The sequence below is a fragment of the Phenylobacterium sp. genome (assembly GCF_965229015.1).
GTDB lineage: Bacteria > Pseudomonadota > Alphaproteobacteria > Caulobacterales > Caulobacteraceae > Phenylobacterium.
In genome coordinates, this window is sequence record NZ_CBDDIM010000001.1 from 2,817,595 (window position 1) to 2,843,166 (window position 25,572).

23 protein-coding genes are annotated in these 25,572 nt (G+C 68.2%); 8 read left to right on the top strand and 15 right to left on the bottom strand.

Going from position 1 to position 25,572, the window contains the following annotated elements:
* Positions 1-71: 71 nt before the first annotated feature.
* The 7 genes from ACO06I_RS14205 to phnC all read right to left on the bottom strand — a co-directional run bounded on the left by ACO06I_RS14205 (position 72) and on the right by phnC (position 6,199).
* Positions 72-599, bottom strand: a complete 528-nt coding sequence (locus ACO06I_RS14205; protein ID WP_421933213.1) for an arsenate reductase ArsC — start codon at positions 597-599, stop codon at positions 72-74.
* The gene (locus ACO06I_RS14210; RefSeq protein ID WP_421933214.1) at positions 599-970 is read right to left on the bottom strand and encodes an ArsR/SmtB family transcription factor; all 372 of its coding nucleotides are present in this window, start codon (positions 968-970) and stop codon (positions 599-601) included. The genes ACO06I_RS14205 and ACO06I_RS14210 overlap by 1 nt, the downstream gene beginning before the upstream one ends.
* Positions 971-1,077: 107 nt before the next feature.
* Complete coding sequence (locus tag ACO06I_RS14215) at positions 1,078-2,115, bottom strand: substrate-binding domain-containing protein (protein ID WP_421933634.1); 1,038 nt, start codon at positions 2,113-2,115, stop codon at positions 1,078-1,080.
* A 38-nt stretch (positions 2,116-2,153) separates the two neighbouring features.
* Positions 2,154-3,425: an OprO/OprP family phosphate-selective porin gene (locus ACO06I_RS14220; RefSeq protein ID WP_421933215.1), complete on the bottom strand. Its 1,272-nt coding sequence runs from the start codon at positions 3,423-3,425 to the stop codon at positions 2,154-2,156.
* Positions 3,426-3,594: 169 nt separating this feature from the next.
* The gene (gene phnE / locus ACO06I_RS14225; protein ID WP_421933216.1) at positions 3,595-4,407 is read right to left on the bottom strand and encodes a phosphonate ABC transporter, permease protein PhnE; all 813 of its coding nucleotides are present in this window, start codon (positions 4,405-4,407) and stop codon (positions 3,595-3,597) included.
* Entirely contained in the window at positions 4,407-5,408 is a 1,002-nt protein-coding gene (gene phnD, locus ACO06I_RS14230) for a phosphate/phosphite/phosphonate ABC transporter substrate-binding protein (RefSeq protein ID WP_421933217.1), read from the bottom strand. The genes phnE and phnD overlap by 1 nt, the downstream gene beginning before the upstream one ends.
* On the bottom strand, positions 5,405-6,199 hold the full coding sequence (gene phnC / locus ACO06I_RS14235; RefSeq protein WP_421933218.1) for a phosphonate ABC transporter ATP-binding protein: 795 nt from the start codon (positions 6,197-6,199) through the stop codon (positions 5,405-5,407). Before phnC ends, phnD begins: the two co-directional genes overlap by 4 nt.
* A gap of 378 nt (positions 6,200-6,577) precedes the next feature.
* Here phnC and ACO06I_RS14240 point away from each other — a divergent pair, with 378 nt between their 5' ends.
* Together ACO06I_RS14240 and ACO06I_RS14245 are read left to right on the top strand one after the other, a co-directional pair.
* Positions 6,578-7,831: a type III PLP-dependent enzyme gene (locus ACO06I_RS14240; protein ID WP_421933219.1), complete on the top strand. Its 1,254-nt coding sequence runs from the start codon at positions 6,578-6,580 to the stop codon at positions 7,829-7,831.
* Between the two features lie 96 nt (positions 7,832-7,927).
* Positions 7,928-8,998 (top strand): 1,9-bis(guanidino)-5-aza-nonane synthase, encoded by a 1,071-nt coding sequence (locus ACO06I_RS14245; RefSeq protein ID WP_421933220.1) that lies wholly within the window; start codon positions 7,928-7,930, stop codon positions 8,996-8,998.
* 76 nt (positions 8,999-9,074) lie between these two features.
* Here the strand turns inward: ACO06I_RS14245 and ACO06I_RS14250 are convergent, their stop codons facing one another.
* From ACO06I_RS14250 to ACO06I_RS14260, 3 genes are read right to left on the bottom strand one after another with little or no spacing between them, the layout of a single operon-like run.
* Positions 9,075-9,500 (bottom strand): SHOCT-like domain-containing protein, encoded by a 426-nt coding sequence (locus ACO06I_RS14250; RefSeq protein ID WP_421933221.1) that lies wholly within the window; start codon positions 9,498-9,500, stop codon positions 9,075-9,077.
* A gap of 11 nt (positions 9,501-9,511) precedes the next feature.
* Positions 9,512-9,874, bottom strand: coding sequence for a hypothetical protein (locus tag ACO06I_RS14255; RefSeq protein WP_421933222.1), 363 nt, complete (start codon positions 9,872-9,874; stop codon positions 9,512-9,514).
* A complete protein-coding gene (locus tag ACO06I_RS14260; RefSeq protein ID WP_421933223.1) occupies positions 9,871-10,218 on the bottom strand; it encodes a DUF2089 domain-containing protein in 348 nt (115 codons plus the stop codon). Before ACO06I_RS14260 ends, ACO06I_RS14255 begins: the two co-directional genes overlap by 4 nt.
* A 180-nt stretch (positions 10,219-10,398) precedes the next feature.
* Here ACO06I_RS14260 and ACO06I_RS14265 point away from each other — a divergent pair, with 180 nt between their 5' ends.
* A complete protein-coding gene (locus ACO06I_RS14265; RefSeq protein ID WP_421933224.1) occupies positions 10,399-11,205 on the top strand; it encodes an acid phosphatase in 807 nt (268 codons plus the stop codon).
* A gap of 1 nt (position 11,206) precedes the next feature.
* Here the strand turns inward: ACO06I_RS14265 and ACO06I_RS14270 are convergent, their stop codons facing one another.
* Positions 11,207-11,983, bottom strand: a complete 777-nt coding sequence (locus ACO06I_RS14270; RefSeq protein ID WP_421933225.1) for a molybdopterin-binding protein — start codon at positions 11,981-11,983, stop codon at positions 11,207-11,209.
* Positions 11,980-12,810 carry a cytochrome b/b6 domain-containing protein gene (locus tag ACO06I_RS14275; protein WP_421933226.1) on the bottom strand — a complete coding sequence of 277 codons (831 nt, stop codon included), beginning with the start codon at positions 12,808-12,810 and terminating at the stop codon, positions 11,980-11,982. The genes ACO06I_RS14270 and ACO06I_RS14275 overlap by 4 nt, the downstream gene beginning before the upstream one ends.
* Positions 12,811-12,966: 156 nt before the next feature.
* Here ACO06I_RS14275 and ACO06I_RS14280 point away from each other — a divergent pair, with 156 nt between their 5' ends.
* Complete coding sequence (locus ACO06I_RS14280) at positions 12,967-13,896, top strand: thioesterase family protein (RefSeq protein ID WP_421933227.1); 930 nt, start codon at positions 12,967-12,969, stop codon at positions 13,894-13,896.
* Here the strand turns inward: ACO06I_RS14280 and ACO06I_RS14285 are convergent.
* Positions 13,885-14,775 carry an alpha/beta fold hydrolase gene (locus tag ACO06I_RS14285; RefSeq protein ID WP_421933228.1) on the bottom strand — a complete coding sequence of 297 codons (891 nt, stop codon included), beginning with the start codon at positions 14,773-14,775 and terminating at the stop codon, positions 13,885-13,887. The genes ACO06I_RS14280 and ACO06I_RS14285 overlap by 12 nt on opposite strands.
* 259 nt (positions 14,776-15,034) lie before the next feature.
* On the opposite strand from ACO06I_RS14285, the gene ACO06I_RS14290 reads away from it, so the two are divergent.
* The 4 genes from ACO06I_RS14290 to ACO06I_RS14305 all read left to right on the top strand — a co-directional run bounded on the left by ACO06I_RS14290 (position 15,035) and on the right by ACO06I_RS14305 (position 18,126).
* A complete protein-coding gene (locus ACO06I_RS14290; RefSeq protein ID WP_421933229.1) occupies positions 15,035-15,322 on the top strand; it encodes a hypothetical protein in 288 nt (95 codons plus the stop codon).
* A gap of 193 nt (positions 15,323-15,515) precedes the next feature.
* Positions 15,516-15,806: a hypothetical protein gene (locus ACO06I_RS14295; protein WP_421933230.1), complete on the top strand. Its 291-nt coding sequence runs from the start codon at positions 15,516-15,518 to the stop codon at positions 15,804-15,806.
* Between the two features lie 69 nt (positions 15,807-15,875).
* Positions 15,876-17,687, top strand: a complete 1,812-nt coding sequence (gene mnmD / locus ACO06I_RS14300) for a tRNA (5-methylaminomethyl-2-thiouridine)(34)-methyltransferase MnmD (RefSeq protein ID WP_421933231.1) — start codon at positions 15,876-15,878, stop codon at positions 17,685-17,687.
* 34 nt (positions 17,688-17,721) lie between these two features.
* Entirely contained in the window at positions 17,722-18,126 is a 405-nt protein-coding gene (locus ACO06I_RS14305) for a DUF6491 family protein (RefSeq protein WP_421933232.1), read from the top strand.
* Positions 18,127-18,301: 175 nt separating this feature from the next.
* Here the strand turns inward: ACO06I_RS14305 and ACO06I_RS14310 are convergent, their stop codons facing one another.
* Positions 18,302-21,442, bottom strand: a complete 3,141-nt coding sequence (locus tag ACO06I_RS14310; RefSeq protein WP_421933233.1) for a TonB-dependent receptor domain-containing protein — start codon at positions 21,440-21,442, stop codon at positions 18,302-18,304.
* 564 nt (positions 21,443-22,006) lie between these two features.
* Positions 22,007-25,156, bottom strand: a complete 3,150-nt coding sequence (locus ACO06I_RS14315; protein ID WP_421933234.1) for a TonB-dependent receptor domain-containing protein — start codon at positions 25,154-25,156, stop codon at positions 22,007-22,009.
* Positions 25,157-25,572: the final 416 nt, after the last annotated feature.

Below are 25,572 nucleotides of genomic sequence, written 5' to 3' on the forward strand. Positions count from 1 at the left end.
GGGCGCGGGCGCGGCCATCGGCGTGGGGGAGGTTGACGTCAAGGGAGGGGTTCCTGTCGGGGGCGAGGCGGTCAGGCCGGCCGGGGCTCGCCCTGGGTCTTGCCGATCTCGTTGAGGCGCTTCTGCAGGGACATGCTGTCCAGCGAGCTGAGGGGCAGGTTGACGAAGATGCCGATGCGGTTGTTCAGCATCCGGTAGGCGTCGGCGAAGGCGACGGCTTTCTCGGCCTCGCTCCCCTCCACGGCCGCCGGATCGGGCAGGCCCCAATGGGCGCTCATCGGCTGGCCCGGCCAGATCGGGCAGACCTCGCCGGCGGCGTTGTCACAGACCGTGAAGACGAAATCGAGCTCCGGCGCGTCGGGATTGGTGGTCCGCGAGAACTCGTCCCAGGGCTTGGAGCGCAGCCCCTCGGTCGGATAGTTCAGCTTCTCCAGCAGGGCCAGGGCGTGGGGATTGACCTGGCCCGCCGGCATGGAGCCGGCCGACCAGGCCTTGAACTTGCCGGCCCCGACCCGGTTCATGATCGCCTCGGCGAGGATCGAGCGGGCCGAATTGCCGGTGCAGAGGAACAGCACGTTCAGCGGCTTGGCGGAGGTCATCAGACGGTCTCCAGGGTGGCGGCCTCCGCCGACGCGCAGCAGGCGGCCCGGTCGAGGATCGCCGACAGCGGCGCGCAGACCTCGGGGGACCCGGCGCAGCAATCCTCCAGCAGGAAGCCGATCAGGCGGCTCATGGCGCCGTAGTCGGCGGTATAGATGATCGAGCGGCCCTCGCGCCGCGCCTGGACCAGGCCCGCGTGGCTCAGCAGGTTGAGATTGGCCGAGAGGCTGCTGGGGGGCACCTCGAGGCGGCGGGCGACCTCCCCGGCCGGCAGGCCCTCGGCGCCGGCCTTGATGAGCAGGCGGAAGACTTCCAGGCGGCCTTCGTGGGCCAGGGCGGAGAGGCTGGCGATGGCGGGCTTGAGTTCCATAATTCGATAATAGTCGAAATATGCGACAGTTGCGAGACCGCGCGCAAAAAGAAACGCCGCGGTCCCGGGGGACCGCGGCGCTCTTGGCTTGTCCGGCTTGAGGGGGCTCAGGAAGCCGGGCGCGCCATGGGGGTGAGCTTGGCGGCGACCGCCTGCTGGCCATCGTGCTGGCCGGCCGGCAGCGGGATCAGGCCGCGGCTCTGCAGGTAGCCGCCCCGGCCGGTGGCCGCGTCGGAGACGAACTCGTTGACGAAGTCCTGGAGCCCGGCGGTGACGCCGATCTGGGACTTCTTCACATAGATGTAGAGCGAGCGGGCGAGCGGGTAGGAACCGTCCGAGATGGAGCCCGGCGAGGGCTTCACGCCGTTGACGCTGGCGCCCTTGATCTTGTCCATGTTCTCTTCGAGGTAGGACCAGCCGAACACGCCGAGCGCACCCGGCGTCTTGGTGAGGGTGCCGACGATGGCGTTGTCGTTTTCGCCGGCGTCCACCCAGCCGTCCTTGCGGAGCGGGTCGACCAGTTCCTTGAACTTCTTCTCATTGTCCGAGCGCAGGGCGTCGGCGGTCGGATACTTCCGCGCGCCGGCCTCGATGGCCAGTTCGACGAAGGCGTCGCGGGTGCCCGAGGAGGGCGGCGGGCCGTAGACCTGGATGCGGTTGCCGGGCAGGCCGGCGCCGATCTCATCCCAGGTCGTGTAGGGGTTCTTCACGAACTTGCCCTGACGCAGCACGTTGGCGGCCAGGCCGAGATAGAGGTGCTCGGTCTTGAAGGCGTAGTCGGCGCCGTCCTTGTCGGTGGCCACGACGATGCCGTCGAAGCCGATCTTGATCTGCACGATATCCTTCACGCCCTTGGCGGCGCAGGCGTCGAACTCCGACTTCTTCATCGGACGCGAGGCGTTGGCGATGTCCGGGAAGGCGTCACCGACGCCGCCGCAGAACAGCTTGATGCCGCCGCCGGTGCCCAGGCTCTCCACCTTGGGAGACTTGGCGCCGGTCTTCTTGGCGTAGTTCTCCGCCACGCGGGTGGCGAAGGGGAAGACGGTGGAGGAGCCGGCGGCCCAGACATAGTCGCGGGCGGCCCAGGCGTTGGAGCCGGCGCCCATCAGGGCGCAGGCGGCGACGCAGCCGAGCAGGGTCTTCAGTTGAACGGTCTTCATCTCAATCTCCTCGTTCGCTCGGCTTAGAAGTCGAGCTGAGCGCGCATCTGGAAGGTGTCGACATCGACGTCGCGGCCAGCGCCGGGGTTGTCGATCTTCGAGCGGGTGTAGTTGGCCTGCAGGCGGGCGTAGCCGGTGGGGTAGTAGTTGGCCCCCAGCGTCCAGGCCTTGTACTTGCCGGCGTCCTGGCTGAGCGTGCGGCCGGCCGTGGTGGCGGCGGACGAATAGGCGTCGGTCAGGTCGGCGTAGTCGTAGCGCAGGGCCAGTTCGACCCCGCCCATGCCGCCGCCGGTGATCGGGTTGAGGATCTTCGGACGGCCGAACTCGCCCTTGGTGGCGTCGTAGTTGCGCTGCTCACCGGTGGGCCAGAAGCTGATGAAGGCGTAGCCCACCTTCACGTCCGGGTTTCCGCCGGGCTGGACCGTCTGGAGACGGGTCACCTTGATGTCGGAATATTCGCCCTGGATCGAGAAGTTGTTGTGGATGTAGGCGGCTTCGACGCCGACGGTCTTGTCGATGTCGCCGATGGCGCCGGTGGCGATATAGCGGCCGGAGTCGCCGTAGTTGGTGTTGGGGCGGGCGGCGTAGTTGAAGGCGCTCTCGTCACCGTGGTTGCGGTAGCGGCCGTAGACCGCCACGTGCAGCTTGTCGAAATCGGTGAGGATGGGGGCGTAGGAGACGCGGCCGGTGAAGCCGACCCGCTCCTTGGAGCCCGGATTGGCCGTGGCGGTGTTGTTGACGTCGGCGGAGTTGAGCGAGTTGCCCTGGACGGCGCCGGTGGCGGTCCAGTTGTAGCCGTTCACCTTGGTCACCAGGGACAGCAGGTAGCTGTCGGGACCCATGTCGCCGTAGGGGCCGCGGTCCATGAAGGTGGTGAAGCGGGTGGAGGTGAGGTTCTCGAGACCGGCGGCCTTGATGGCGCCGACCATGACCGAGGTCATCTCGTTGGGCTTGTATTCCAGGACCACGTCGTCCCAGGACCAGGCCCCACCGTTCACGGCGCCGCCCTCGGCCTTGTAGGCGATGTAGTTGTTGAGCTTGCCTTCGATGCCCAGGAAGGCCTGACGGCCGCGGACATTGCTGGTCTTGTAGTCGGCCAGCGGGGCGTCACGCTTCACGTCCTGATAGACGTAGTCGATCAGCAGGCGGCCCCGCACCTTGAATTGAACGTCGTCATTGGTCCATTGCGGCGCGCCTTTCCAGGCGGTCGTGGTGTCCTGGGCGCTGGCGGCGCCGGCCGCCAGCATGGCGACGCTGAGCGCCATACCGGCGCAGAGCGAGGTCTTGAAGGTCATATCTTCGGATCCTTGTGGAGCTTATCCCCGTGCCTCTTCAGGCTAGGGGCGGCTTAACGAGGTCCCGTGACGCTTCGGCCAAGTTTGCATGACGATCCGGCGCCGGATCGATGACGGTCACGCTTCAGGTTTGTGACAGACCATCCGTGCGCGGACGGTCTTGGGCGGCCTACATCAGGCGGCTGCGCATGGCCTGGGACAGCAGGTCGATCAGCGACACCGCGACGACGATGACGATCACGATGGCCGAGAGCTGCTGGTAGGCGAAGGCGTTCATGGTCTCGAACAGCACCTGGCCGATCCCGCCCGCCCCGATCAGGCCCAGCACGGTGGCTGAGCGCGAATTGGATTCGAAACGGTAGAGCGCATAGGAGGTCCACAGGGGCGCGACCTGCGGGATGACCCCCCAGATGACCTCCTGCAGGGGCGTGGCGCCGGTGGCCCGCACGCCCTCCACGGGACCCTTGTCGATGGATTCCACCGCCTCGGAGAACAGCTTGGCCAGCACCCCGCCGGTGTTGAGGGCGAGCGCCAGGACGCCGGCGAACGGGCCCAGGCCGACGGCCACGATGAACAGGGTGCCCACCACCAGGTCGGGAATCGAGCGCAGGAGGTTCATCAGCAGCCGCATCGGCTGCTGGAGCCAGGCCGGCGAGACGTTGCGCGCGCAGGCCAGGCCAAAGGGAATCGCCAGCACCACCGCCAGGCCGGTGCCCCACAGCGCGATCTGGATGGTGAGCCACATCTGGGAGACGTAGATCTTCCAGTTCGTGAAGTCCGGATGCAGCAGGTCGCCGCCGTACTGGCGCATGTTCTCCGAATTGCGGAACAGCAGGACCAGGTGGTTCATCTCCACCGGCCGGAAGCTGATCATCAACAGCACGATGACGCCGCCCCAGACCAGGACGTCGGGGGCTCGCTGGGCCAGGGTGCGGCTGGGCGGGGCCAGGAGGCCCGGCGGATGGATGTCGGTCTGGCTCATCAGACGTCCGGATTGACGGCGCGGCGCTGGGCGGCCTTGGCGCGGATGTCGTCATAGGCGGCCTGGGCCTTGGCGATCTTGGCTGCGTCGCCGCCGCGCTTGGCGTCGGCCAGGGCCTCGGAGGCTTCCATCTCGCGGATCGGATCGAGATAGGAATCGTCGGCCGGGCGGAAGCCGCCATAGGCCAGGCCCTTGAGCACCTCGCGCTGCTTGTCCGCGCGGGGGCCCGTGCCGGTTCCATAGGTCAGGAAGAACTGGCGCAGCTTTTCCTTGATCGCCGGATCGAGGTCCTTGCGGGCGACGATGGAGGATTCCGGCAGGGGGGGCGAGCGCCAGATCACCTCGATCTTGGCGGCGATCTCCGGATTCTCGCGGCCGGCGAACACCAGGCCCACGGAGTTGTTGGTGGCCACGTCCAGCACGCCGTTGGCGACCGAGAAGACATTGGCCTGGTGGCTGGCCGAGCGGACGCCCTTGAAGCAGGCCGCGGGCTCGATGCCGCGCGGCGAGAACAGGTAGGTCATGGGCGCCAGGGTGCCGGAGGTCGACTTGGCGTCGCCGATGCCGAAGGAGTAGCGCTTGCCGCACTTGAGCACGTCATCGAGGGTGATGCCGCTGCCCTTCTTCACGATCAGCACGGACTCGTAGGAGTCGACGCCGCCGGAATCGATGACCCGGCCCAGCACCTGGCCGTCGGCCCGGCGCACGGCCTCCAGCGCCGGCAGGGCGGAGAACCAGCCCACCTGCACCTGGTTGAAGCGCATGGCCTCGATCAGCGAGGTGTAGTTGGTGGCGAAATAGGGCTTCACCTTGATCCCGAGCTGCTCGGACATGTCGTCCAGCATCGGCTGCCACAGCGGCGCCATCGAGGCCTGGTTCTCGGCCGAGAGGATGGAGAAGGTCAGCTCCTTGGGGGCCGCGGTCTTGTCGGCGGGCTTCTGGCCGCAGGCGGACAGGGCCAGGGCGGCCGCGAGGGCGGTCAGAACATGGCGGCGGATCATTTCGGCGCTCCTTCCCAGAAGGCGTCTTCGAATTCGGGGCCGTAGATGTCGATCAGGCGGGCGCGGTCCAGGCCGTCGATGGGGCCGTCATAGACGACCTTGCCGGCCTTCAGGGCCACCACCCGCTTGCAGTAGCGCAGGGCGTAGTCGACCTGGTGCAGGGTGACCACGACGGTGAGGCCGTCCACGGCGTTGAGGTCGCGCAGAAGCTCCATCACCTTGCGGGCCGAGACGGGGTCGAGGGAGGCCACCGGCTCGTCGGCCAGGATGATCTTGGCCTTCTGCACCAGGGCGCGCGCGATGGCGCCGCGCTGCTGCTGGCCGCCAGACAGGGTGTTGGCCCGCTGGCCGGCATAGTCGGCGACGCCGACCCGGGCCAGGGCGGCCATGGCGGCGTCCTTGGTTTCCTGCGGCCAGAGGCCCAGCAGGCCGCGGATCGCCGGGATGCGGCCGAGCGACCCCAGGGCGACATTGGTGAACAGCGACAGCCGGCCCACCAGGTTGAACTGCTGGAAGATGAAGCCGACGCGGATGCGGGTCTCGCGCACCTTGCGGCTGATCTTGCCGCCCGACTGCACCGGCCCGCCGAAGGCCTCGATGACGCCGGGGCCTTGGTCGATGGTCTGCAGGCCGCTGATGGAGCGCAACAGGGTGGACTTGCCCGAGCCGGACGGGCCGATCAGGGCGATCATCTCGCCCCGGGCCACACTGAGGGACACGCCGTCGAGCGCCTTGCGAGGGCCAAAGCTCTTCGAGGCGTTCCGTACGGACAGAACGGCGGCGTCAGTCATGAATGCAGAAGTTTCCAAGGTCGGCGCACGCAGGGGCGGAGACGCGTCATCGCCGACCGCTGCGACGACTTCATGACACGCCGGCCCGCGTCCGGTCTAGCGTCCGTTAACGCCGTCACGCCCTGCGGCCGCGGGCGGGGCAGGAATGACCCCAAGGCGGTCGATTCAGCCCCTGAGGGACCGTCACAAAACCGCGCGCGGGTCCCCCTCTCCAAGCCTTGGCCCCGTCAGGGTTTGCGCGCGATTTACCGCAGCGGAATCAAACCTCTTTACACAGGGGTGATATGCCCCTATTTCACCGCGCTCCGGCGGACCCGAAGTCCTCAAAAGCGCTGCTAACGCCGGCTAGGTTCAACAATCCGTTGGGGGTTACGTGAATTGCACACGTATCATACGCCCCTGGACCTGGTCCGTCAGCGGTCCCCGGAACGTCCTGTCGCAATAGCGCGACCTGACGCGGTGGCTGTGGCGGCGCGCTGGTTCCAGGAAAATTTCCGAGGCGACGTCTTCTACGCTGTCAAAGCGAATCCCTCGCCGTGGGTCATCGAGACCCTGGCGGCCAATGGGGTGACCTCGTTCGACGTGGCCTCGATCCCGGAGATCGAACTGGTGAGCCAGTTCGCGCCCGGATCGCGCATGGCGTTCATGCATCCGGTGAAGAGCCGCTCGGCCATCTCCCAGGCCTATTTCGATCATGGGGTCCGCACCTTCGCGCTGGATACGCACGAAGAGCTGGCCAAGATCCTGGACGCCACCGGCGGCGCCAAGGACCTGAACCTGATCGTGCGTCTGGCGGTCGCCGCCGAGGGCGCGGCCTATTCCCTGTCGGGCAAGTTCGGGGTCGACGCCTTCGAGGCCCCGGCCCTGCTGCTGGCCGCCCGCCGGGCGACCCAGGACCTGATGGGCGTCTCCTTCCACGTCGGCAGCCAATGCATGCGTCCCACCGCCTACCAGGCGGCCATGACCCAGGCCTCCCGCGCCCTGGTCCGCGCCGGCGTCTTCGCCGACGTGGTGGACGTGGGCGGCGGCTTCCCGTCGGTCTATCCCGGCATGGTTCCGCCGGCGCTCGCCGACTATGTGGACTCCATCGACCGCGGTTTCGCCGAGATGATGGTGCACGAGACCACCGAGCTGTGGTGCGAACCCGGCCGGGCCCTGGTGGCCGAAGGCTCCTCGATCCTCACCAAGGTCGAGCTGCGCAAGGGCGACGCCCTCTATCTGAACGACGGGTCCTACGGCTCGCTGTTCGACGCCGCCCACACCAAGTGGCCCTTTCCGGTCAAGCTGATCCGCAACGTGGACGGCGAGGCCCAGGAGGTCGAAGGCGCCCTGAAGCCCTATCGCTTCTGGGGTCCCACCTGCGATTCCCTGGACCACATGCCCGGCCCATTCTGGCTGCCCGAGGACATCCGCGAGGGTGACTATGTCGAGATCGGCATGCTGGGCGCCTATGGGGTGGCGATGAACACCCGCTTCAATGGCTTCGGCGACGCCGAGACCATCGAGTGCGAGGACGCGCCCATGGCCTCCATGTTCGGCCTGGCCCGGCGTTCGATCCCGGTGCCGAAGTCCGACACCGCCAACGTCGTGAAGCTGTCACGGGCGCGCGGGAAGAAGCGTCGGCGGAAATAACCCCGCCGCCCAGGTGTTGATGGTCCAGCCGGTCGCTCCGTCCCGGCTGGGCCCCTTTTCCATGGACGGGCGCTCAAACTCTACAGGATCAAGAGAATGAACGCTGACGTTCAGAACACCAACCGCAAGGCCGAGCTGCTCTCGACCACCGTCGAGCACGTGGCCATCGACCAGTACGACGCCCGGCCGATCATCGATTCGATGCGGCAGATGAGCTTCACCAGCCGCGACACCGCCCGCGCGGCCGACATCCTGACCATGGCGCTGGAGGACAAGGGCTGCTCCACCTGGCTGACCCTGGCCGGCTCCACCAGCGCCGGCGGCTGCATGCACATCTATCGCGACATGCTGAAGTTCGGCCTGATCGACTGCGTCGTCTCCACCGGCGCCTCGATCGTGGACATGGATTTCTTCGAGGCCCTGGGCTTCAAGCACTACCAGTCCAAGCCCCAGGATCCGGTCGACGACCGGGACCTGCGCGCCCTCTATATCGACCGCATCTACGATACCTATATCGACGAGGAAGAGCTCCAGAACTGCGACGAGACCATCTTCCAGCTCTGCAACGCCCTGGAGCCGCGCCCCTATTCGAGCCGCGAGTTCATCTGGGAGATGGGCAAGTGGCTGGCCGAGGGCGGCGCCAAGAAGAAGGGCTCGCTGATCGAGACGGCCTACGAGCTGGACATTCCGATCTTCTGCCCGGCCTTCACCGATAGCTCCGCCGGCTTCGGCCTGGTGAAGCACCAGGTGGAGAACATGAAGGCGGGCAAGCCCTACCTGACCATCGACTCCGTGGCCGACTTCCGCGAGCTGACCGACGTCAAGATCGCGGCCGGCACCACGGGCCTGTTCATGGTGGGCGGCGGGGTTCCGAAGAACTTCGCCCAGGACACCGTGGTCTGCGCCGAGATCCTTGGCCACGAGGTGGACATGCACAAGTACGCCATCCAGATCACCGTGGCCGACGTGCGCGACGGCGCCTGCTCGTCCTCGACGCTGAAGGAGGCCTGCTCCTGGGGCAAGGTCGACGTCACCTGGGAACAGATGGTGTTCGCCGAGGCCAGCACCGTGGTCCCGCTGATCGCCTCGGACGCCTGGCACCGCGGCGCCTGGAAGACCCGCGAGAAGCCCCGCTGGGCCAAGCTGTTCCAGAAGATCGCGAAGTAGGCCGACCTGAAAAGAAGCGGCCGTCACGCCCGGGGCGTGACGGCCGAGTTCAGCGTGTGGGGAGGATACCCGCTCGCTATTCGCAATAGATCCGCACCTTGGTCCGGTCCTGGTCGACGTCGACCGTCAGGTCGTTGAGCTGTTCCACCAGCTCCTCCAGGTTTTCCGGCTTCAGGCTGTTGATGTCGAAGGGCACGCCGTGCTGCCGCATGGCCTCGTTGACCTTGTCCCGGGCCTGGGGCGGGATGATGCTGGAGAGCCGCACCCCGGCCCGCAGCAGGTTCATCGGCACCCGGACATTGACCTTGGTGGGACCGCCGTGACCCTCGTCGGTGTCGACGGCGACCCGCAGGTATTTCGGCGCCGCCTTGGCGGCCGGAGCCCCCTCGGGCGCCCGAGGACCGGCGCCTCGCTCCAGGGCGGCGATCAGGCGTTCGGCCTCGTCGGGCGTGACCTTGCCTTCCGACAGCATCTGCAGGATCGAGCGGCGATCTTCGCTCATGGCGGTCTCTCCTAGAGGATCTTCAGGTGGACGTTGGCGTCGCGCCGGTCGATGTCGATCTGCGTGCCGCTCAGCGCCATCAGCACCCGGCCGACCCCGATCATGGCCATGGCCGGATTGACCCCGAAGGGCCGGGGCAGCAGGACGGCGATCCCCATGATCAGCATCAGCAGGGGCGCCAGCAGGATCAGCAGCGGGGTCACCGGCAGCCACAGATTGATCTCGCGCCGAGGCCCCGGCTTGCGGACCCTCGGCACGGTGCGCCAGCGCAGCCGCTCGGCGCGCTCGCGCATCAGGGTGAGGCCGCGCGGCGCCTTGCGGCGTTCCGGATTGGCCACCTCGGTGGGCTGGACGGGGGTGGGAACCGGACTCATGGGACGGACTCCAGTTCGGCGATGGCGTCCTGGGCGCTGATCTCGCCCCGGCTCAGCCGCTCCAGCACCTCGGCCCGGGAGGGCCGAGGCGCGACGTCGAAGACATCCAGGCTGGCGGCGATGCGGTTCAGCCGCGCCTTCACGGTCGGGTAGCTGACCCCGAACACCTGCTCCATCTCCTTGATGGAGCCGTGGCTGCGCAGGAAGGCGGCGACGAAGATCTGGTCCTCGGCAGAGAGGCGGGCGAGCTGGGGGGGCTCGAAGGCCCCCTCGATGGCGATGTCCCGGTCAGCCAGCCGAACCCGCTCCACCACCAGCGGCGCGCCGCCGGTGAGCTGGGTCAAGGCCTGCCAATCCTGAACTTTCGCTTGACCCACGGGTCCCTCGCCTCTGGTTTCGAAGACCATACCTCAAGAAAATTGAGTTTTCAACTTCGATATCTTGAGAAAATCAATTTCACGATCGGGCGTTGCGTCCGCCCGCCGCCCGCGCATGATAGGGCGACGACCTGGGGAGTGAGCCGGATGAGCCGTATACTGATCGCCTTGAGCCTGACGAGCGCCCTGACCGTGGCCGGGATCGCCATGGCCCAGTCCGCACCGGCCCCGCGCCCCCTGCCCTCGGGCTACCTCACCGCGCAGACCTGGCCGAACGCCGCGGTCATCCTGCCTCCCGCCCCGGCCACCGGCTCGCCGCGGGAAGCTGAGGACCAGGCGATCTACAAGACCAGCCGCGCCCTGGAGGGCACCCCCCGCTGGTCCCTGGCCCAGAACGACGTCCCATCCCTGCCGGCCAACATGCTCACCGACTTCAGCTGCGCGATGGGCGCCCAGCTCTCCCCCCAGTCCACCCCCAAGCTGATGGCCATGCTGAGCCGGATGGGGATCGACGCCAGCCGCCAGGTCTCCAGCGTCAAGGACGTGTTCAAGCGTCAGCGGCCCTATCTGATCGCCGGGGAGGGCAACATCTGCGCGCCCAAGAGCGAGTCCCTGGCCGCCAGCCCCGACTATCCCTCCGGCCACGCCACCTGGGGCTGGGGCGTGGCCCTGGTGCTGGCCGAGATCGCGCCGGACCGGGCGACTCCGATCCTGACCCGCGGCCGCGCCTTCGGCGAGAGCCGGGTGGTCTGCGGCGTGCACAGCGTCAGCGCCGTCGAGGCCGGCCGCACCAACGGCGCGGCCCTGGTGGCCACCTGGCGGGGCGACCCGGCCTTCCGCGCCGACCTGGAGGCTGTCCGCGCCGAGATCGGAGCGGTGCGCCTGAGCGGAGCCAAGCCCCCGGCCAGCGCCTGCAAGATGGAGGCGGAGCTGACCGCCAAGACCCCCTGGTAGGCTAGATTCCGGCGTACCACTCGTAGCCGCGGTCTTCCCAGTAGCCGCCCTTGCCGCGCCCGATCTGGGCGAAGTCGGAGACGGCCTCGATGCGCATGACGTACTTGGCGTGCTTGTAGCCGAGCTGTCGCTCGACCCGCAGGCGCAGGGGCGCGCCATGGGCGACCGGCAGAACCTTGCCGTTCATCTCGTAGGCCAGGATGGTCTGGGGGTGGTAGGCGTCGATCAGGTCGATGCTTTCATAGTACTGCCCGGACCCGTCCAGGGTCATCTCCAGGCTGTCGGCGCAGTGGAAGACGATGTAGCGGGCGGTGTCCTTCAGGCCGGCCATGTCCAGCAGCGGCCCCAGCCGCGCGCCCTTCCACTTGCCGATGCTCGACCAGCCCTCGACGCAGTCGTGGCGGGTGATCTGGGTGCGGGAGGTGAGCGCCCGGATCTCGGCCAGGGTCAGGGACAGGGGCTTGTCCACCAGGCCGTCCACCACCAGGCGGTAGTCCTTGAAGCCGGTCTCCAGCAGGGCCCGATATTCGTCGTCCGAGGGGCTGATGGAGCCATTGGCGCGGAAGTCGCGGGCGATGTCGGCCTCGGTGAACTCCTGGGCCAGGGCCTTGCGGCTGATCAGCAGCCGGTGGGCGCGGCGGGTCAGGCCCTCGGCGCTCTGCAGCGTGGCCTGGACGCGGGGGTCGTCATTGACCTTGTTGCAGGCGGTGAGCCAGAGGCCCGCGGCGCCGGCGGCCACGCCCTTCAGCCAGCCGCGGCGGGTGTCGGCGGCGCTCATTGGGCGTCTCCCTCGACTTCGATGGCGTAGCGGCCGGTGATCATCGACCGCAGATTGTTCCAGACGCCCGAGAGCAGGACCATGGCCAGGTGGACCAGGACGAAGGCCACGATCAGCCCGGCGCAGAGGAAGTGGATCGTCCGCGCCGACTGGCGTCCGCCGAACAGGGCCGGCAGCCAGGGCTGGCCCGCGTCCACCGCCGGCGACATGGTCAGGCCGGTGAGGACCATCAGCGGCAGGATGATCAGGACGATCCCGCCATAGGCCAGTTTCTGCAGGGCGTTGTAGCGCCGCGCCGCCTCGCCCTTGGCGAACCGCAGCCGGGCGTGGTCGATCACCTCCCGCCAGAGGTGGCGCGGGGCCAGCTGGTCGCGGGTGGGCAGCAGGTCGCGCCGGATGTGGCCGTTGAGGATATTGGCCGACAGATAGACCAGGCCGTTGAGGACGAAGAGCCAGGCGAAGAAGAAGTGCCAGTGGCGGCCGTCAACCAGGCTGCGATAGCCCGGCGCCGTGGCCCAGGACGGGAAGCCGCGGGGCTCGCGCATCCCCGGCTTGCCGGAATAGCCCAGCAGGCCGGTGGTCTCGATCTGAAGGGCGCCGATCTTGGTGACCCCGATCATGTCGCCGCCCTTCTCCACCGCCGTCATCGAGACCCAGGGCTCGGCGAAGGTGGACTTCTGGCCCCAGTAGAGGGCCGGATGGGCGTTGAAGATCTGCAGGCCGCTCATCAGCAGCAGGGTCAGCGCCACCAGGTTGATCCAGTGGGTGATCCGGGTGAGCAGCGCATGGCGATAGACCAGCACCTTCATCGGCGGCGGTTCGGACATGATCGCGTTCCCTCCCAGGCGCCCTTGAGCTTCGCACGCCGCCGGCGGGCCGGCGATACTGGCCCGAGCTTGAGCGTGCAGACGAATTCGCCCCTCGCCCCCTGTTGGTTACACCGCCGGTCCCATAAGTTCGCGCCATCAATGGGGGATGGTTGCGTGAACGAAGGCGTCGAGGTCTGGGGCGGAGGGGTCAACACCTGGGAATGCGACGAGATGGGGCACCTGAACGTCCGGTTCTGGGTGGCCAAGTCCCTGGAGGGGCTGGCCGGACTGGCCGCCCAGCTCGGCATGCCGCGCGCCTTCACCCAGGGCGCCGTCTCCACCCTGGTGGTGCGCGAGCAGCATATCCGTTTCCTGCGGGAAGCCCGGCCCGGCGCCTGCCTGATCATGACCGGCGGCGTGGTGGAGATGGGCCAGACCGACGCCCGCCTGCTGCTGGTGATCCGCCACCTCTCCGGCGAGCCCGCGGCGACCTTCCAGCTGGTGGTGTCCCACGCCACCGGCGACGACCTGCGGCCCTTCCCCTGGCCTCAGCGCATTCGGGACCGGGCGCAGGCCCTCAAGGTGGAGATCCCGGCCTTCGCCGCCGCCCGCAGTATCGACCTGTCGCCGGTGACGCCGATGGCGTCCCTCGACAAGGCCCTGGCCCTGGACCTGAAACGGATCGGCATGGGGGTGATCCAGCCCACCGAGTGCGACGTCTTCGGGCGCATGCGGGGCGAGATGTTCATCGGCCGGGTCTCGGACGGGGTGAGTCGGCTGTTCGGCGAGACCCGCCCAGGCCCCGCCCCTGTCGAGGGGGAGGCGCCCAAGCGCATCGGCGGGGCGGTGCTGGAGTATCGGGTGCTGCACCTGGACTGGCCCCGGGCCGGCGATTCCATCGAACTGCGCTCGGGTTTCGCCGGCTGCGACAGCCGCACGCGCCGCGTCATGCACTGGATGGTCGACCCCGTCAGCGGCCGGGCCTGGGCCAGCGCCGAAGCCGTGGTGATCAGCTTCGACCTCGACGCCCGCAAGGTGGTGGACATCACCCCCGAGGCCCAGGCCGCCTACAGGGCCCAGCTGACGCCAGGGCTAGGCCTTTAGGACGGCCGCCCGCAGGGCGGCGGCGACCACGTCAGGCCGCTCCATGGGCAGGAAGTGGCTGGTTCCCGGCACGGTCTCCAGGGTGATCCGGCCCGAGGCGGTCAGTTCGGCCTCATGACCGTCCACCCGGCAGGTGGAACCGTGCTCGGCGCGGAAGATGGCGATGGGGGCGGTGGAGCGGGCGAAGGCGTCCCAGGTGTCGTGCGCCTGGGAGGTGAAGTTCGAGGCCTCCCATTCCGGAGCGCAGGTCAGCTCCACCTCGCCGTCCGGGCGGTCGCGGAAGCCGTCGGCCACATAGTCGGCCAGCATGGCCGGGGTCCAGCTCTTGAAGGCGCCGCGGCCGGTATAGGCCTCGATCACGGCCGCCCGGCTCGGAAACACCGAGCGGCGGCGCAGGGCGCCCTGGACCAGGGGTGATTCGATGGGCTCGCCCCCCCGGTTGGCGGCGATCGCCTCCGGGGTCAGGACGACGGGATCGAACATCACCAGCCGCCGGACCCGCTGCGGAGCCTCGGCGCTGGCCAGGATGCTGGCGGTGCCGCCCATGGAGTGGCCGGCCATCACCAGGTTCTTCAGGTCGAGAGCGGCCATGAAGGCCAGCAGGTCGTCGCGCAGATTGTACCAGGTGTTCCGGCCCTCGATCTGCGGCGGCAGCCCGGACCGGCCATGGCCCCGCTGGTCCACCGCCAGGATACGGAACTCCCCGGCCAGGGGCGCCAGGATGCTGGCGTAGGCGCGGGCGTTGAATCCATTGGCGTGGGTGAAGAGGATATCCACCGGCCGCCCGGAGGGCCCGAACTCCAGCGCAGACATCGTCCCGCCCCGTTCAGGCAGCTCGACCCGCACCGGGCGAGGCTCGCTCGCGACCGCAACATTCATGGGAACTCTCCTCCGACCGGTCCATATAGCCGCTGATACGCGCGCGGCCAGAGCTAAGCCTTCACGCGAGGCGTGATCGCCAAACCGGGGAATCTCAAGGGCTTAGGGCCCCTGCGGCGAAAAGTGATCACGAGAGCGTGAATTAAAGCCTTGCCCTCGCGGCGAACCACGGCATATTCCTCTCTCGCGCTTGCGGCGTTTCCCAATCGGGGGGCGAGTCGGGCGCTTCATTACCTCCGTTTCCTAGGGGACCAGCCACATGACCTCCGAACTGCTTCGCAAGCTCCTCGTCGCCGGCGCCGCCGTCGCCGCCCTCTCCGTCGCCGCCTGCGGCAAGCCCGCTGAAAAGGCCGACGCCGCCGCTGCTGAAGCGACCGACGCCGCCGCCACTGCGACCGACGCCGCCGCCACCGCGACCGACGCCGCCGCCACCGCCACTGCCGACGCCGCCGCCGCTGCTCCGGCCGCCGACGCCGCCGCCGCTCCGGCCGCTGCTGCTCCGGCCGCCGACGCCGCCATGGCGCCGGCCGCTCCCGAGAAGAAGTAAGCTTCTCGAGCGCACACGCGTTCTACGAAGGGCCGTCCCCTGGGGCGGCCCTTTTGTTTTCGGCCTGATCAAATTGAGGTGAAGCTCAGCCTTGCCCTCGACGCGAACCCAGGCATATTCCCCCTGTTGGGGCCTTCCCGTAGGGGGGCGCCTCGTTGGGTGCTTTCAACAATCTAATCCAAGGATCTGGGACATGACCTCCGCCATTCTCCGCAAGCTGCTCGTCGCCGGCGCCGCCGTCGCCGCTCTCTCCGCCGCCGCCTGCTCCAAGCCCGCTGAAAAGGCCGACGCTCCGGCCGCCGAATCGGCCGCCACCGCGACCGACGCCGCCGCCACCGCTGCTGACGCCGCCGCCGACGCCGCCGCTGCTCCGGCCACCGCTGACGCCGCCGCCGCCGCCGCCGCTCCGGCCGCTGCTGCTGCTGCTGCTCCGGCCGCCGCCGCCGCCGCCGCCCCGGCCGCCGCCGAAGCTGCGAAGCACTAAGCTTCTCGACGCATCTGCGTCTAGGAAGGGCCGTCCCCCCGGGGGCGGCCCTTTTGCTTTTCAGGTTCCATGAGCGACGCAGTCCCCCCTTCCCCCCTGGTCTGGGCCGACGACGGCCAGCCGCGCTCACGCCTCTACGGCGACGTCTATTTCTCCACCGAGGACGGCCTGGCGGAGTCCCGGGCGGTTTTCCTGGCCGGTTGCGGCCTTCCGGAGGCCTGGGCGGGGCGGGACCGATTCGTGGTGGGGGAGCTGGGCTTCGGCACCGGCCTGAACGTCCTGGCCCTGCTGGACCTCTGGCGAGCCACCGCGGGGCCGGACGCCCACCTGCACATCTTCAGCCTCGAGGCCCATCCCCTGTCGGCCGACGAGGCCCGCCGGGCCCTCGCCGCCTGGCCCGAACTCGCCGACCTGGCCAAGCTGCTGACCGACCGCTGGCCCGGCCAGGCGCGGGGCTTCCACCGGATCGAACTGCCCGAGGCGCGCGCCACCCTCGATCTGGCGGTGATGGACGCCCACGCGGCCCTGTCGGGCTGGACCGGCCAGGCCGACGCCTGGTTCCTCGACGGCTTCTCCCCGGCCCTCAATCCCGCCATGTGGGACGAGGCCCTGCTGGCCCTGGTGGCGGCCCGCTCGGCCCACGGCGCCCGAGTCGCCACCTTCACGGTGGCCGGGGCGGTGCGGCGTGGTCTGCAGGGGGCGGGGTTCCTGGTGGAGAAACGTCCCGGCCACGGCCGCAAACGAGAGCGGTTGGAGGCCCGATGGCCGGGCGAGAGCGCCGGAAGGCCGCGACAGAGCGTCGCGGTGGTGGGCGCCGGGATCGCCGGGGCCAGCGCCGTCCGGGCCCTGCGCGCCCTGGGCTGCGAGCCCCTGCTGATCGAGGCTGAAGCGCCCGGCGCGGGGGCCTCGGGCAATCCGGCGGCCCTCGTCACCCCTCGCCTCGATGCCGGTCTCGGGCCCCTGGCGGCCCTGTTCGCCCAGGCCCTGGGCAGGGCCGGGCGGCTCTACGCCGCCATACCCGACGCCATCCTGTCCCGCGGCGTCCTGCAACTGGCCGAGGGTCCGAAGGACCTGGAGCGGTTCGGCAAGATCGCCGCCAGCGACCTCTTCGAGCCCGGCGCCCTGGCGCTGCGGACCCCGCCGCAGGCCGCCGAGCGGCTGGGAGAACCGGCGCCCGCCGCCCTGGACCTCACCGGCGCCCTGGTGGTGGAGCCCGCCGCCATCCTGGCGGCCTGGTGCGGCGAGGTGCTGCGCGCCCGCGTCGCGGGCCTGAGCCGCCGCGACGGGCTCTGGATTCTCGCCGACGCCGAGGGGCGGACGCTCGCCGAGGTCGAGGCGGTGATCCTGGCCACCGGCTGCCAGGCCCTGTGGCCGGACCCCGAGCTGCGCCCCGTGCGCGGCCAGGCCAGCTGGACGCGGGATGGCGAGACGGTCCACGCCGCGGCCTGGGGCGGCTATGTGCTGTCCACCCGCGAGGGCCTGCTGTTCGGCGCCACCCACGACCGGGACGATACGGCCACCGAGGTCCGGGAGGCCGACCACGACCGCAACCGCGCCGCCCTCGCCGCCGCCCTGCCCGAATTGGCGAGCCGCATCGCCGGGGCGCCCCTCACGGGACGGGCCGCCGTCCGCGCCACCACGGCCGATCGTCTTCCCCTGGCCGGCGCCGCGCCGGGCGCCGAGCCCGGCCTCTTCCTGCTGGGGGGATTCGGGTCGCGGGGGTTCTGCGCCGCCCCGCTGCTGGCCGAGCATGTGGCGGCCCTGGCGCTTGCCGCGCCCTCGCCTCTTCCGGCCGACCTCGCCGAGCTGGTGGACCCGGGCCGTTTCGCCCGGCGCGCCGCCCGGCGGGGCCGCAATTCAGCCCCAGGCCCCGCGGCATGATGGCTCAGGGACGCGCGATGCGGAGGTTCAGGTCATGAAAGTCTTTCCCTCAGCCGCGGCCCTGGCGGCCCTGCTGGCCCTGCTGGCCCTGGCGGGCGCTCAGCCCTCGTCGGCGGAGTCCAGGCCCGCCAAGCCGGCCAAGAGCTGCTTCTCGGCCCGCAATGTCTCGAACTTCGCGGTGGTGGACGACCGCACCGTGAACATCCGGGTCGGCGTCAAGGACGTCTACCGTCTGGACCTGCTGGGGGTCTGCCCCGACATCGACGGACAGACCAAGATCGCCATCAAGTCGCACGGCTCGTCCTTCATCTGCTCGCCCCTGGACGCCACCCTCATCGCCGCCGGCCCCTTCGGGCGGCTGCAACGGTGCGAGGTGAAGCAGCTGCGCAAGCTGACCCTGGAGGAGATCGCCGCCCTCCCCTCCCGCGAGCGGCCCTGACCAAAAAAATAGGGCGCCGTCCAGTGGACGACGCCCCGAAGTTGCGTTGGACGACCCGACGGCGTCGATCCCGCCGGCGGTCTGGCCAAGAGCCCTCTGTCTCAGACGGTCGTCTGCGCGCGAGGGTCTCTAAATCGAACCTTTGACGCGGGGCGGTCGCCCCGCGCCCAGGGTCCTAGAAGCGCTTCTTGATCCCCACGGTCCAGACGCGGCCCAGCGGATTTCCGCTGCCCGGGTCGTAGTTGTACTGGGTGCCGATCGCGAAGGGCGGATCCTCGTCCAGGACGTTCATGACCGAGAGGGTCAGGGCCGTATCCCAGGGCAGTTCAGCCCGATAGGTGATGTCGTGCTGCCAGTACTCGGCGACCTTCGAGGTCGAGTGCACCGCGTTCGCGATGGCGATCGGAAGCGCTTCCACCTGGGTGGTGGAGGAGACGTGGCGGATCTGCCAGCGGAGGTTCTGGCCGCCCATCGACCAGTTCACATAGGCGTTGGCCCGCAGGCGGTTGTAGCCCGTGAAGATCGAGGCGCGGTAGGTGCCGGCGCGCTTCACCGTGCCGCTGGCGACGGGGAGGCCCTCGATCGAATAGGGATCCTCGTCGTAGTTCAGCAGGTAGGTGCCGTCGAAGCCGGCGGTCAGGTCGCCCCCGAACAGCTCGCCGACCTGCAGGTTGGCCTGGAAGTCGACGCCGTCGGTCTTGACCTTGCCGCCGTTGATGTACTGCGTCCGGTACGACAGCACGTTCGCGCGGCTGCAGGCGCCGGCGAAGGTGAAGCGGGCCTGGATCGCGGCGTAGGCCGCCTGGCCGCAACGCGCGCCGGTGTCGGCGGCGCCGCCCGGGAACATCAGCAGGATCAGATCCGCCGTGGCTTCCGAGGTCAGGGCGTCTTCGAAGTCGAAGTTCCAGTAGTCGACCGTGGCGTCGAAGCCGCCGATCTTGACCACGGCGCCGACGCTGTAGGTCAGAGCCGTTTCCGGATCGAGGCTCGGGTTGCCGTAGAGGTCGTTGGCCCGATAGGTGCCGCTCGCATTGGTCAGGCCACGGGCGAAGTTCGTCGTGGTGATGGTGGCGGCGGGCGCCCGGTAGGTGGTGGAGACCGAACCGCGCAGGGCGAGCCAGTCCAGGGCCTGCCAGCGCAGGGCGGCCTTCGGATTGAAGGTCTCACCCTGGCCTTGATAGTACTCGTAACGGCCGGCGATGGAGCCTTCGAGGTTGTCGGTGATCGGCAGACGCACTTCGAAGAAGCCCGAACCGATCTTCCGCTCCACGTCGTAGGGACGCAGGTTGGCGTTGAACAGGAACGGGCCGTTGGCCGTCGTCGGGCAGTAGGGCGAGCCGTCGCCGAAGGGCGGGCTGTCCACGCACGGCGTGGCGTTGGCGTCGTAGGCGGTGTCGGGATCCTGGATCTGCCGGTCATAGCGGAACTGACCGCCGGCGGCCCAGGAGATGTTGTCCGAACCCCAGAGCTTGAAGGGGCTCTCGCCGTTGAAGATGAGGTCGAAGACGAACAGCTTGGTGGAGATCTCGTTGCGCTGTTCTTCCTCCATCCAGTCAAAGACGGCGCCGCGGTTGGCGACGGCGTCGTTCAGGCCGGGGATCGTGCTGCTGCTGCCCACATAGTAGGGGTTGGCGGGCACATTCGAGGTGCTCTGCTGGATCGCGTTGGTGAAGGGGTTGAAGTAGAAGCAACCCAGGGCGGCGTTGCCGGCGCCGGTCGTGAAGTTGGCGGTTTCCGCCGCGGTGCACTGGTTGGCGTCGCCGGCCCGGCTGCCGTAGCCGGAAAGACCGAGCTGCAGGCGATTCACCGAAGTGTCCTGCAGGTTGTAGTTGAAGTCCTGCTCCTGGTAGGTCAGGCCGACATCCCAACCGATGCCGTTCTCGAACTTGCCCTTGAAGCCGCCCGCGACGCGGAAGGTGTCGGTCTTGTACGAGTAGTGGCTGTGGCGATCGCTCGTATAGGGATTGCCCGCGAAGCCGACGGGGCGCCAGGCGGTCTGGCTGGCGGCGACGCCGTAGAGCGCGGCGTTGGCGGCTTGGCTCTGCGCGGTGGCGAGGCCCTGGGCGCAGGTGGTGGCGTCGACGCCATAGGGCAGGACCGGACCGGCGCAGCTCGCCGTGGCGATCTGGCCGACCAGGGCGAGCAGACCGGGGTTGGTGTTGGGGATATAGAAGCGCGACTGCTCGCTGGTGCCAGTGGCGGGAATGGGCGAGACGCCGCCGCCCGGCGAGGCGCCGGAAGGCGCGAAGGGCGCGGGGAACTGGTTCGGCCCGGTGATCGCCCAGCTCTGCAGCGGGGTGTTATGCGAGGCGTAGAGGACCTCGACATTGCCTTCGATGTTGTCGGTGATGTCGACGTTCAGCTTGCCGTAGAGCTGGAAGTGATCCTCGTCCTCCACCAGGTTGTCGAAGCTCGTGTACTGGAAGTTGCACGAGGTCGGGCTGACGATGGTGGTGGTCAGCACGTAAGGGGCGCCGCCATTGGCGGCGCAGCCGATGTCCGGCAGGGCGCCGGTGAAGCTGCCCAGGGCGGCGGCGCCGGCGCTGGTGGCGGTGTTGTACTGGCCCGGGTTGCCGGTGCCGGCCCAACCGCCCAGCGGGTTCTCAAGATAGCCCCCCGGGCCTGTGCGCAGGGCCCAGTCGCGCTCCTTGACCGACATCTCGGACCGGTGACGGTAGCCTGCGGTCAGCAGCAGGTTGGCGCGGTCGCCCTTGTAGCCGTAGGCGATGCTGCCTTCGTAGTCGCCGGCGGAGCCCTTGATGCCCTGGTAGTTGGCGTTGAGCTCGAAGCCCTGCAGGTCGTTGCGGGTGATGAAGTTGACCACGCCGCCGATGGCGTCGGATCCGTAGGTGGCCGCCGCGCCGTCCTTCAGGACTTCCACGCGGCCGATGGCGGCGGTGGGCAGCAGGTTGATGTCCACCGAGGAGATGGCCTGGGCCGAGGTCGGCAGGCGCCGGCCGTTGAACAGCACCAGGGTGCGCGAGCCGGTGACGGCGGAGTTCAGGTTGCGAAGGTTGATGGTCGCCGCGCCCGAACCGGAGCCGAAGCGGTTGTTCTCACCGATGACCGCGCCCGAGGAGGGGATGGTCTTGATGAATTGGACCATGGTGGGCGAGCCGCGCTGGGCCAGCTCCTTGGCGCCGATGACGTCGACCGGAAGGGCCGCGTCCTCCGGCGTACCGGCGATGAAGGAGCCCGTGACCACCACTTCCTCGACGACGGTGGGCTCCTGGGCGTATGCGGCTCCCGCCAGACCCAGGGCCAGGGCCATGGTCAGGGCGGAGCCACCGCAGAAATAACTGCTTTTGAAGATCAACTTAATTTCCCCCTCGAGAGTCGCCCTTTTGAGCGGGCGAATTTCTGACTCTTACGAATAAAAGATCATCGGACGTGCGTTGGGCCCGCGCCAGAAATTTCTCCGTGATGAAACATAACGTCGTTACGTGCTGCGCCGCACAGTGAACGCATGGGTGATCGGTGTTCAGGTGCGCCTTTCGAAACAACGGGTTGAGTGGGATCGGCCGGGCAGGCGAACGAACCGGGCGCCAGGTTTCCCTTACGCAATAGGGGCGTCTCCGTTTTGCAGAACCCCGATATCCCACCCAGGGATGCATACCCGACCTTCGAAGCCGAGGGCTGACCCGCCTTGAGTGCGGCGCCGCATTTGCCCGCGATTGGTGTTGCAAGAAAGACGCGCTCGGGCGGATATTTTCAGGAAGCTTCCCCGACGTGAGCCCCGCGCCCGCGGAGGCGGCCTGAAGACCGCATGAGAGGCGCGGCCCGCAAGGCGCCAAACCGATCATCGGCCCAAAAGAAAACGCCGCCCTCTTGCGAGGGCGGCGTCCAGGTCTCGTCCGTCGGGCCGGAGCCCAGCGGAATCTTAGAAGCGCTTCTTGATACCGACCGAATAGACGCGGCCGAGCGGGTTTCCGCTGCCCGGGTCGTAGTTGTACTGGGTGCCGATCGCGAAGGGCGGGTCCTTGTCGAGGACGTTCATGACCGAGAGGGTCAGGGCCGTATCCCAGGGCAGTTCCGCGCGATAGGTGATGTCGTGCTGCCAGTACTCGGCGATCTTCGCGGTCGAGTGCACCGCGTTCGCGATGTTGATCGAGTTGGCCTCGGTTTGCAGAGACGACGACACGTGGCGGATCTGCCAGCGCAGGTTCTGACCACCCGACGTCCAGTTCACATAGGCGTTGGCCCGCAGGCGGTTGTAGCCCGTGAAGATCGAGGCGCGGTAGGTGCCGGCGCGCTTCACCGTGCCGGACGACACCGGGATCCCCTCGATGGAGTAGGGGTCTTCGTCGTAGTTCAGCAGGTAGGAGCCGTCGAAGCCGGTGCTGACATCGCCGCCGAAGAACTCGCCGACCTGCAGGTTGGCCTGGAAGTCGACGCCGTTGGTCTTCACCTTGCCGCCGTTGATGTAGTTGGTGCGGTAGGAGAGGATGTTCCCGCGGGCGCAGGAGCCGGCGAAGGTGAAGCGGGCCTGGATCGCGGCATAGGCCGCTTGGCCGCAACGGGTGCCGGGGTCGGCGGCGCCGGCCGGGAACATCAGCAGGATCAGATCCGCCGTGGCTTCCGAGGTCAGGGCGTCTTCGAAGTCGAAGTTCCAGTAGTCGACCGTGGCGTCGAAGCCGCCGATCTTGACCACGGCGCCGACGCTGTAGGTCAGAGCCGTTTCCGGATCGAGGTTCGGGTTGCCGTAGAGGTCGTTGGCCCGGTAGGTGCCGTTCGCCGCCGTCAGACCCCGGGTGAAGTTGGGGTTGGTGATGGTGGCGGCGGGCGCCCGGTAGGTGGTGGAGACCGAACCGCGCAGGGCGAGCCAGTCCATGGCCTGCCAGCGCAGGGCGGCCTTCGGATTGAAGGTCTCACCCTGGCCTTGATAGTACTCGTAACGGCCGGCGATGGAGCCTTCGAGGTTGTCGGTGATCGGCAGACGCACTTCGAAGAAGCCCGAACCGATCTTACGATCCACGTCGTAGGGACGCAGGTTGGCGTTGAACAGGAACGGGCCGTTCGCGGTGGTGGCGCAATAGGGCGAACCATCACCGAACGGCGGGCTGTCGACGCACGGCGTGGCGTTGGCGTCGTAGACCACGTCCGGATCCTGGATCTGCCGGTCGTAGCGGAACTGACCGCCGGCGGCCCAGGAGATGTTGTCCGAACCCCAGAGCTTGAAGTTGGTCTCGCCGTTGAACACCGCGTCGAAGACGAACAGCTTGGTGGAGATCTCGTTGCGCTGTTCTTCCTCCATCCAGTCGAAGACGGCGGCGCGGTTGGCGACGGCGTCGTTCAGGCCGGGGATCGTGCTGCTGCTGCCCACATAGTAGGGGTTGGCGGGCACATTCGAGGTGCTCTGCTGGATCGCGTTGGCGAAGGGGTTGAAGTAGAAGCAACCGAGCGCCGCGTTCCCCGCATTGGTGGTGAAGTTGGCGGTTTCCGCCGCGGTGCACTGGTTGGCGTCGCCCGCCCGGCTGCCGTAGCCGCTGAGGCCGAGCTGCAGGCGGTTCACCGAGGTGTCCTGCAGGTTATAGTTATAGTCCTGCTCTTGGTAGGTCAGGCCGACATCCCAACCGATGCCGTTCTCGAACTTGCCCTTGAAGCCACCCGCGACGCGGAAGGTGTCGACCTTGTACGAGTAGTGGCTGTGGCGGTCGGAGGTGTAGGGGTTGCCCGCGAAGCCGACGGGCCGCCAGGCGGTCTGGCTGCCCGCGACGCCGTAGAGCGCGGCGTTGGTCGCCTGGCTCTGCGCGGTGGCGAGGCCTTGGGCGCAGGTAGTGGCGTCAACGCCATAGGGCAGGACCGGGCCGGCGCAGCTCGCCGTGGCGATCTGACCCAGCAGCGCGATCAGGCCGGGGTTGGTGTTGGGGATGTAGAAGCGCGACTGTTCGGCGGTCGGGCTCGTGGCGGGAAGCGGCGAGACGCCGCCGCCGGCCGCGGCCCCGCCGGGATAGGGAGCGAAGGGCGCGGGGAACTGGTTCGGACCCGTGATCGCCCAGCTCTGGTTGGGGGTGTCGTGCGAGGCGTAGAGAACCTCGATATTGCCTTCGATGTTGTCGGTGATGTCGACGGTCATCTTCCCGTAGATTTGGAAGTGATCTTCGTCTTCGATCAGGTTGTCGAAGCTCGTGTACTGGAAGTTGCACGAGGTCGGGCTGACGATGGTGGTGGTCAGCACGTAAGGGGCGCCGCCATTGGCGGCGCAGCCGATGTCCGGCAGGGCGCCGGTGAAGCTGCCCAGGGCGGCGGCGCCGGCGCTGGTGGCGGTGTTGTACTGGCCCGGGTTGCCGGTGCCGGCCCAACCGCCCAGCGGGTTTTCCAGATAGCCGGTCGCGCCGGTGCGCAGGGCCCAGTCGCGTTCCTTGACCGACATTTCCGACCGGTGACGGTAGCCCGCGGTCAGCAGCAGGTTGGCGCGGTCGCCCTTGTAGCCGTAGGCGATGCTGCCTTCATAGTCGCCGGGCGAGCCCGAGATGCCCTGGTAGTTGGCGTTGAGCTCGAAGCCCTGCAGGTCGTTGCGGGTGATGAAGTTGACCACGCCGCCGATGGCGTCGGATCCGTAGGTGGCCGCCGCGCCGTCCTTCAGGACTTCCACGCGGCCGATGGCGGCGGTGGGCAGCAGGTTGATGTCCACCGAGGAGATGGCCTGGGGCGAGGTCGGCAGACGCCGGCCGTTGAACAGCACCAGGGTGCGCGAGCCGGTGACGGCGGAGTTCAGGTTGCGAAGGTTGATGGTCGCCGCGCCGGAACCGGAGCCGAAGCGGTTGTTCTCACCGATGACCGCGCCCGAGGAGGGGATGGTCTTGATGAATTGAACCATGCTGGGCGAGCCGCGGTTCGCGAGCTCCTTGGCGCCGATCACGTCGACCGGAAGGGCCGCGTCCTCGGGCGTGCCCGCGATGAACGAGCCCGTAACCACGACCTCCTCGACCACGGTCTCATTGTCCTGGGCGGCGGCGGCGCTTGCGAGCCCCATCGTCAGGGCGACGGCCAGAATCGAGCCACCGCAGAAATACCTGCTTTTTGACATCTATGTTTCCTTTCCCCCTCAAACGGCCTGCCCCCAGTTGAAATGCACGGGGGCTGAGCGGCCGAAGAGTGAGGCGATCATCGGGCGTCTCGCCTCCGAGCGCCAGTGGGGGGTTTGCAATGTTTCAAGTTCGAAACAGCGCGCCCTGGTCGCTAAGCTTTTGACATAACAGAGAAATATATTACCCGCCGACATACCGGAAACAGGAAATGTCAAACTTGACGGCCTCGTCAGGTCTAGCGTCTTGGTTTCGCTCGGATTTTCCAGACCCTCCGGACGGCTAACAATGTTCGGATCGTGCCGGTCTTTCGAAAAACCCTATGGGCCCAGGCGGATTAAGGCTCTGACGCCAAAAAAGGCAGTGTTGCAACACCGCCTCACCTGCGGGAAAAAGGCGCGCCGCGCCAAGACCGGTA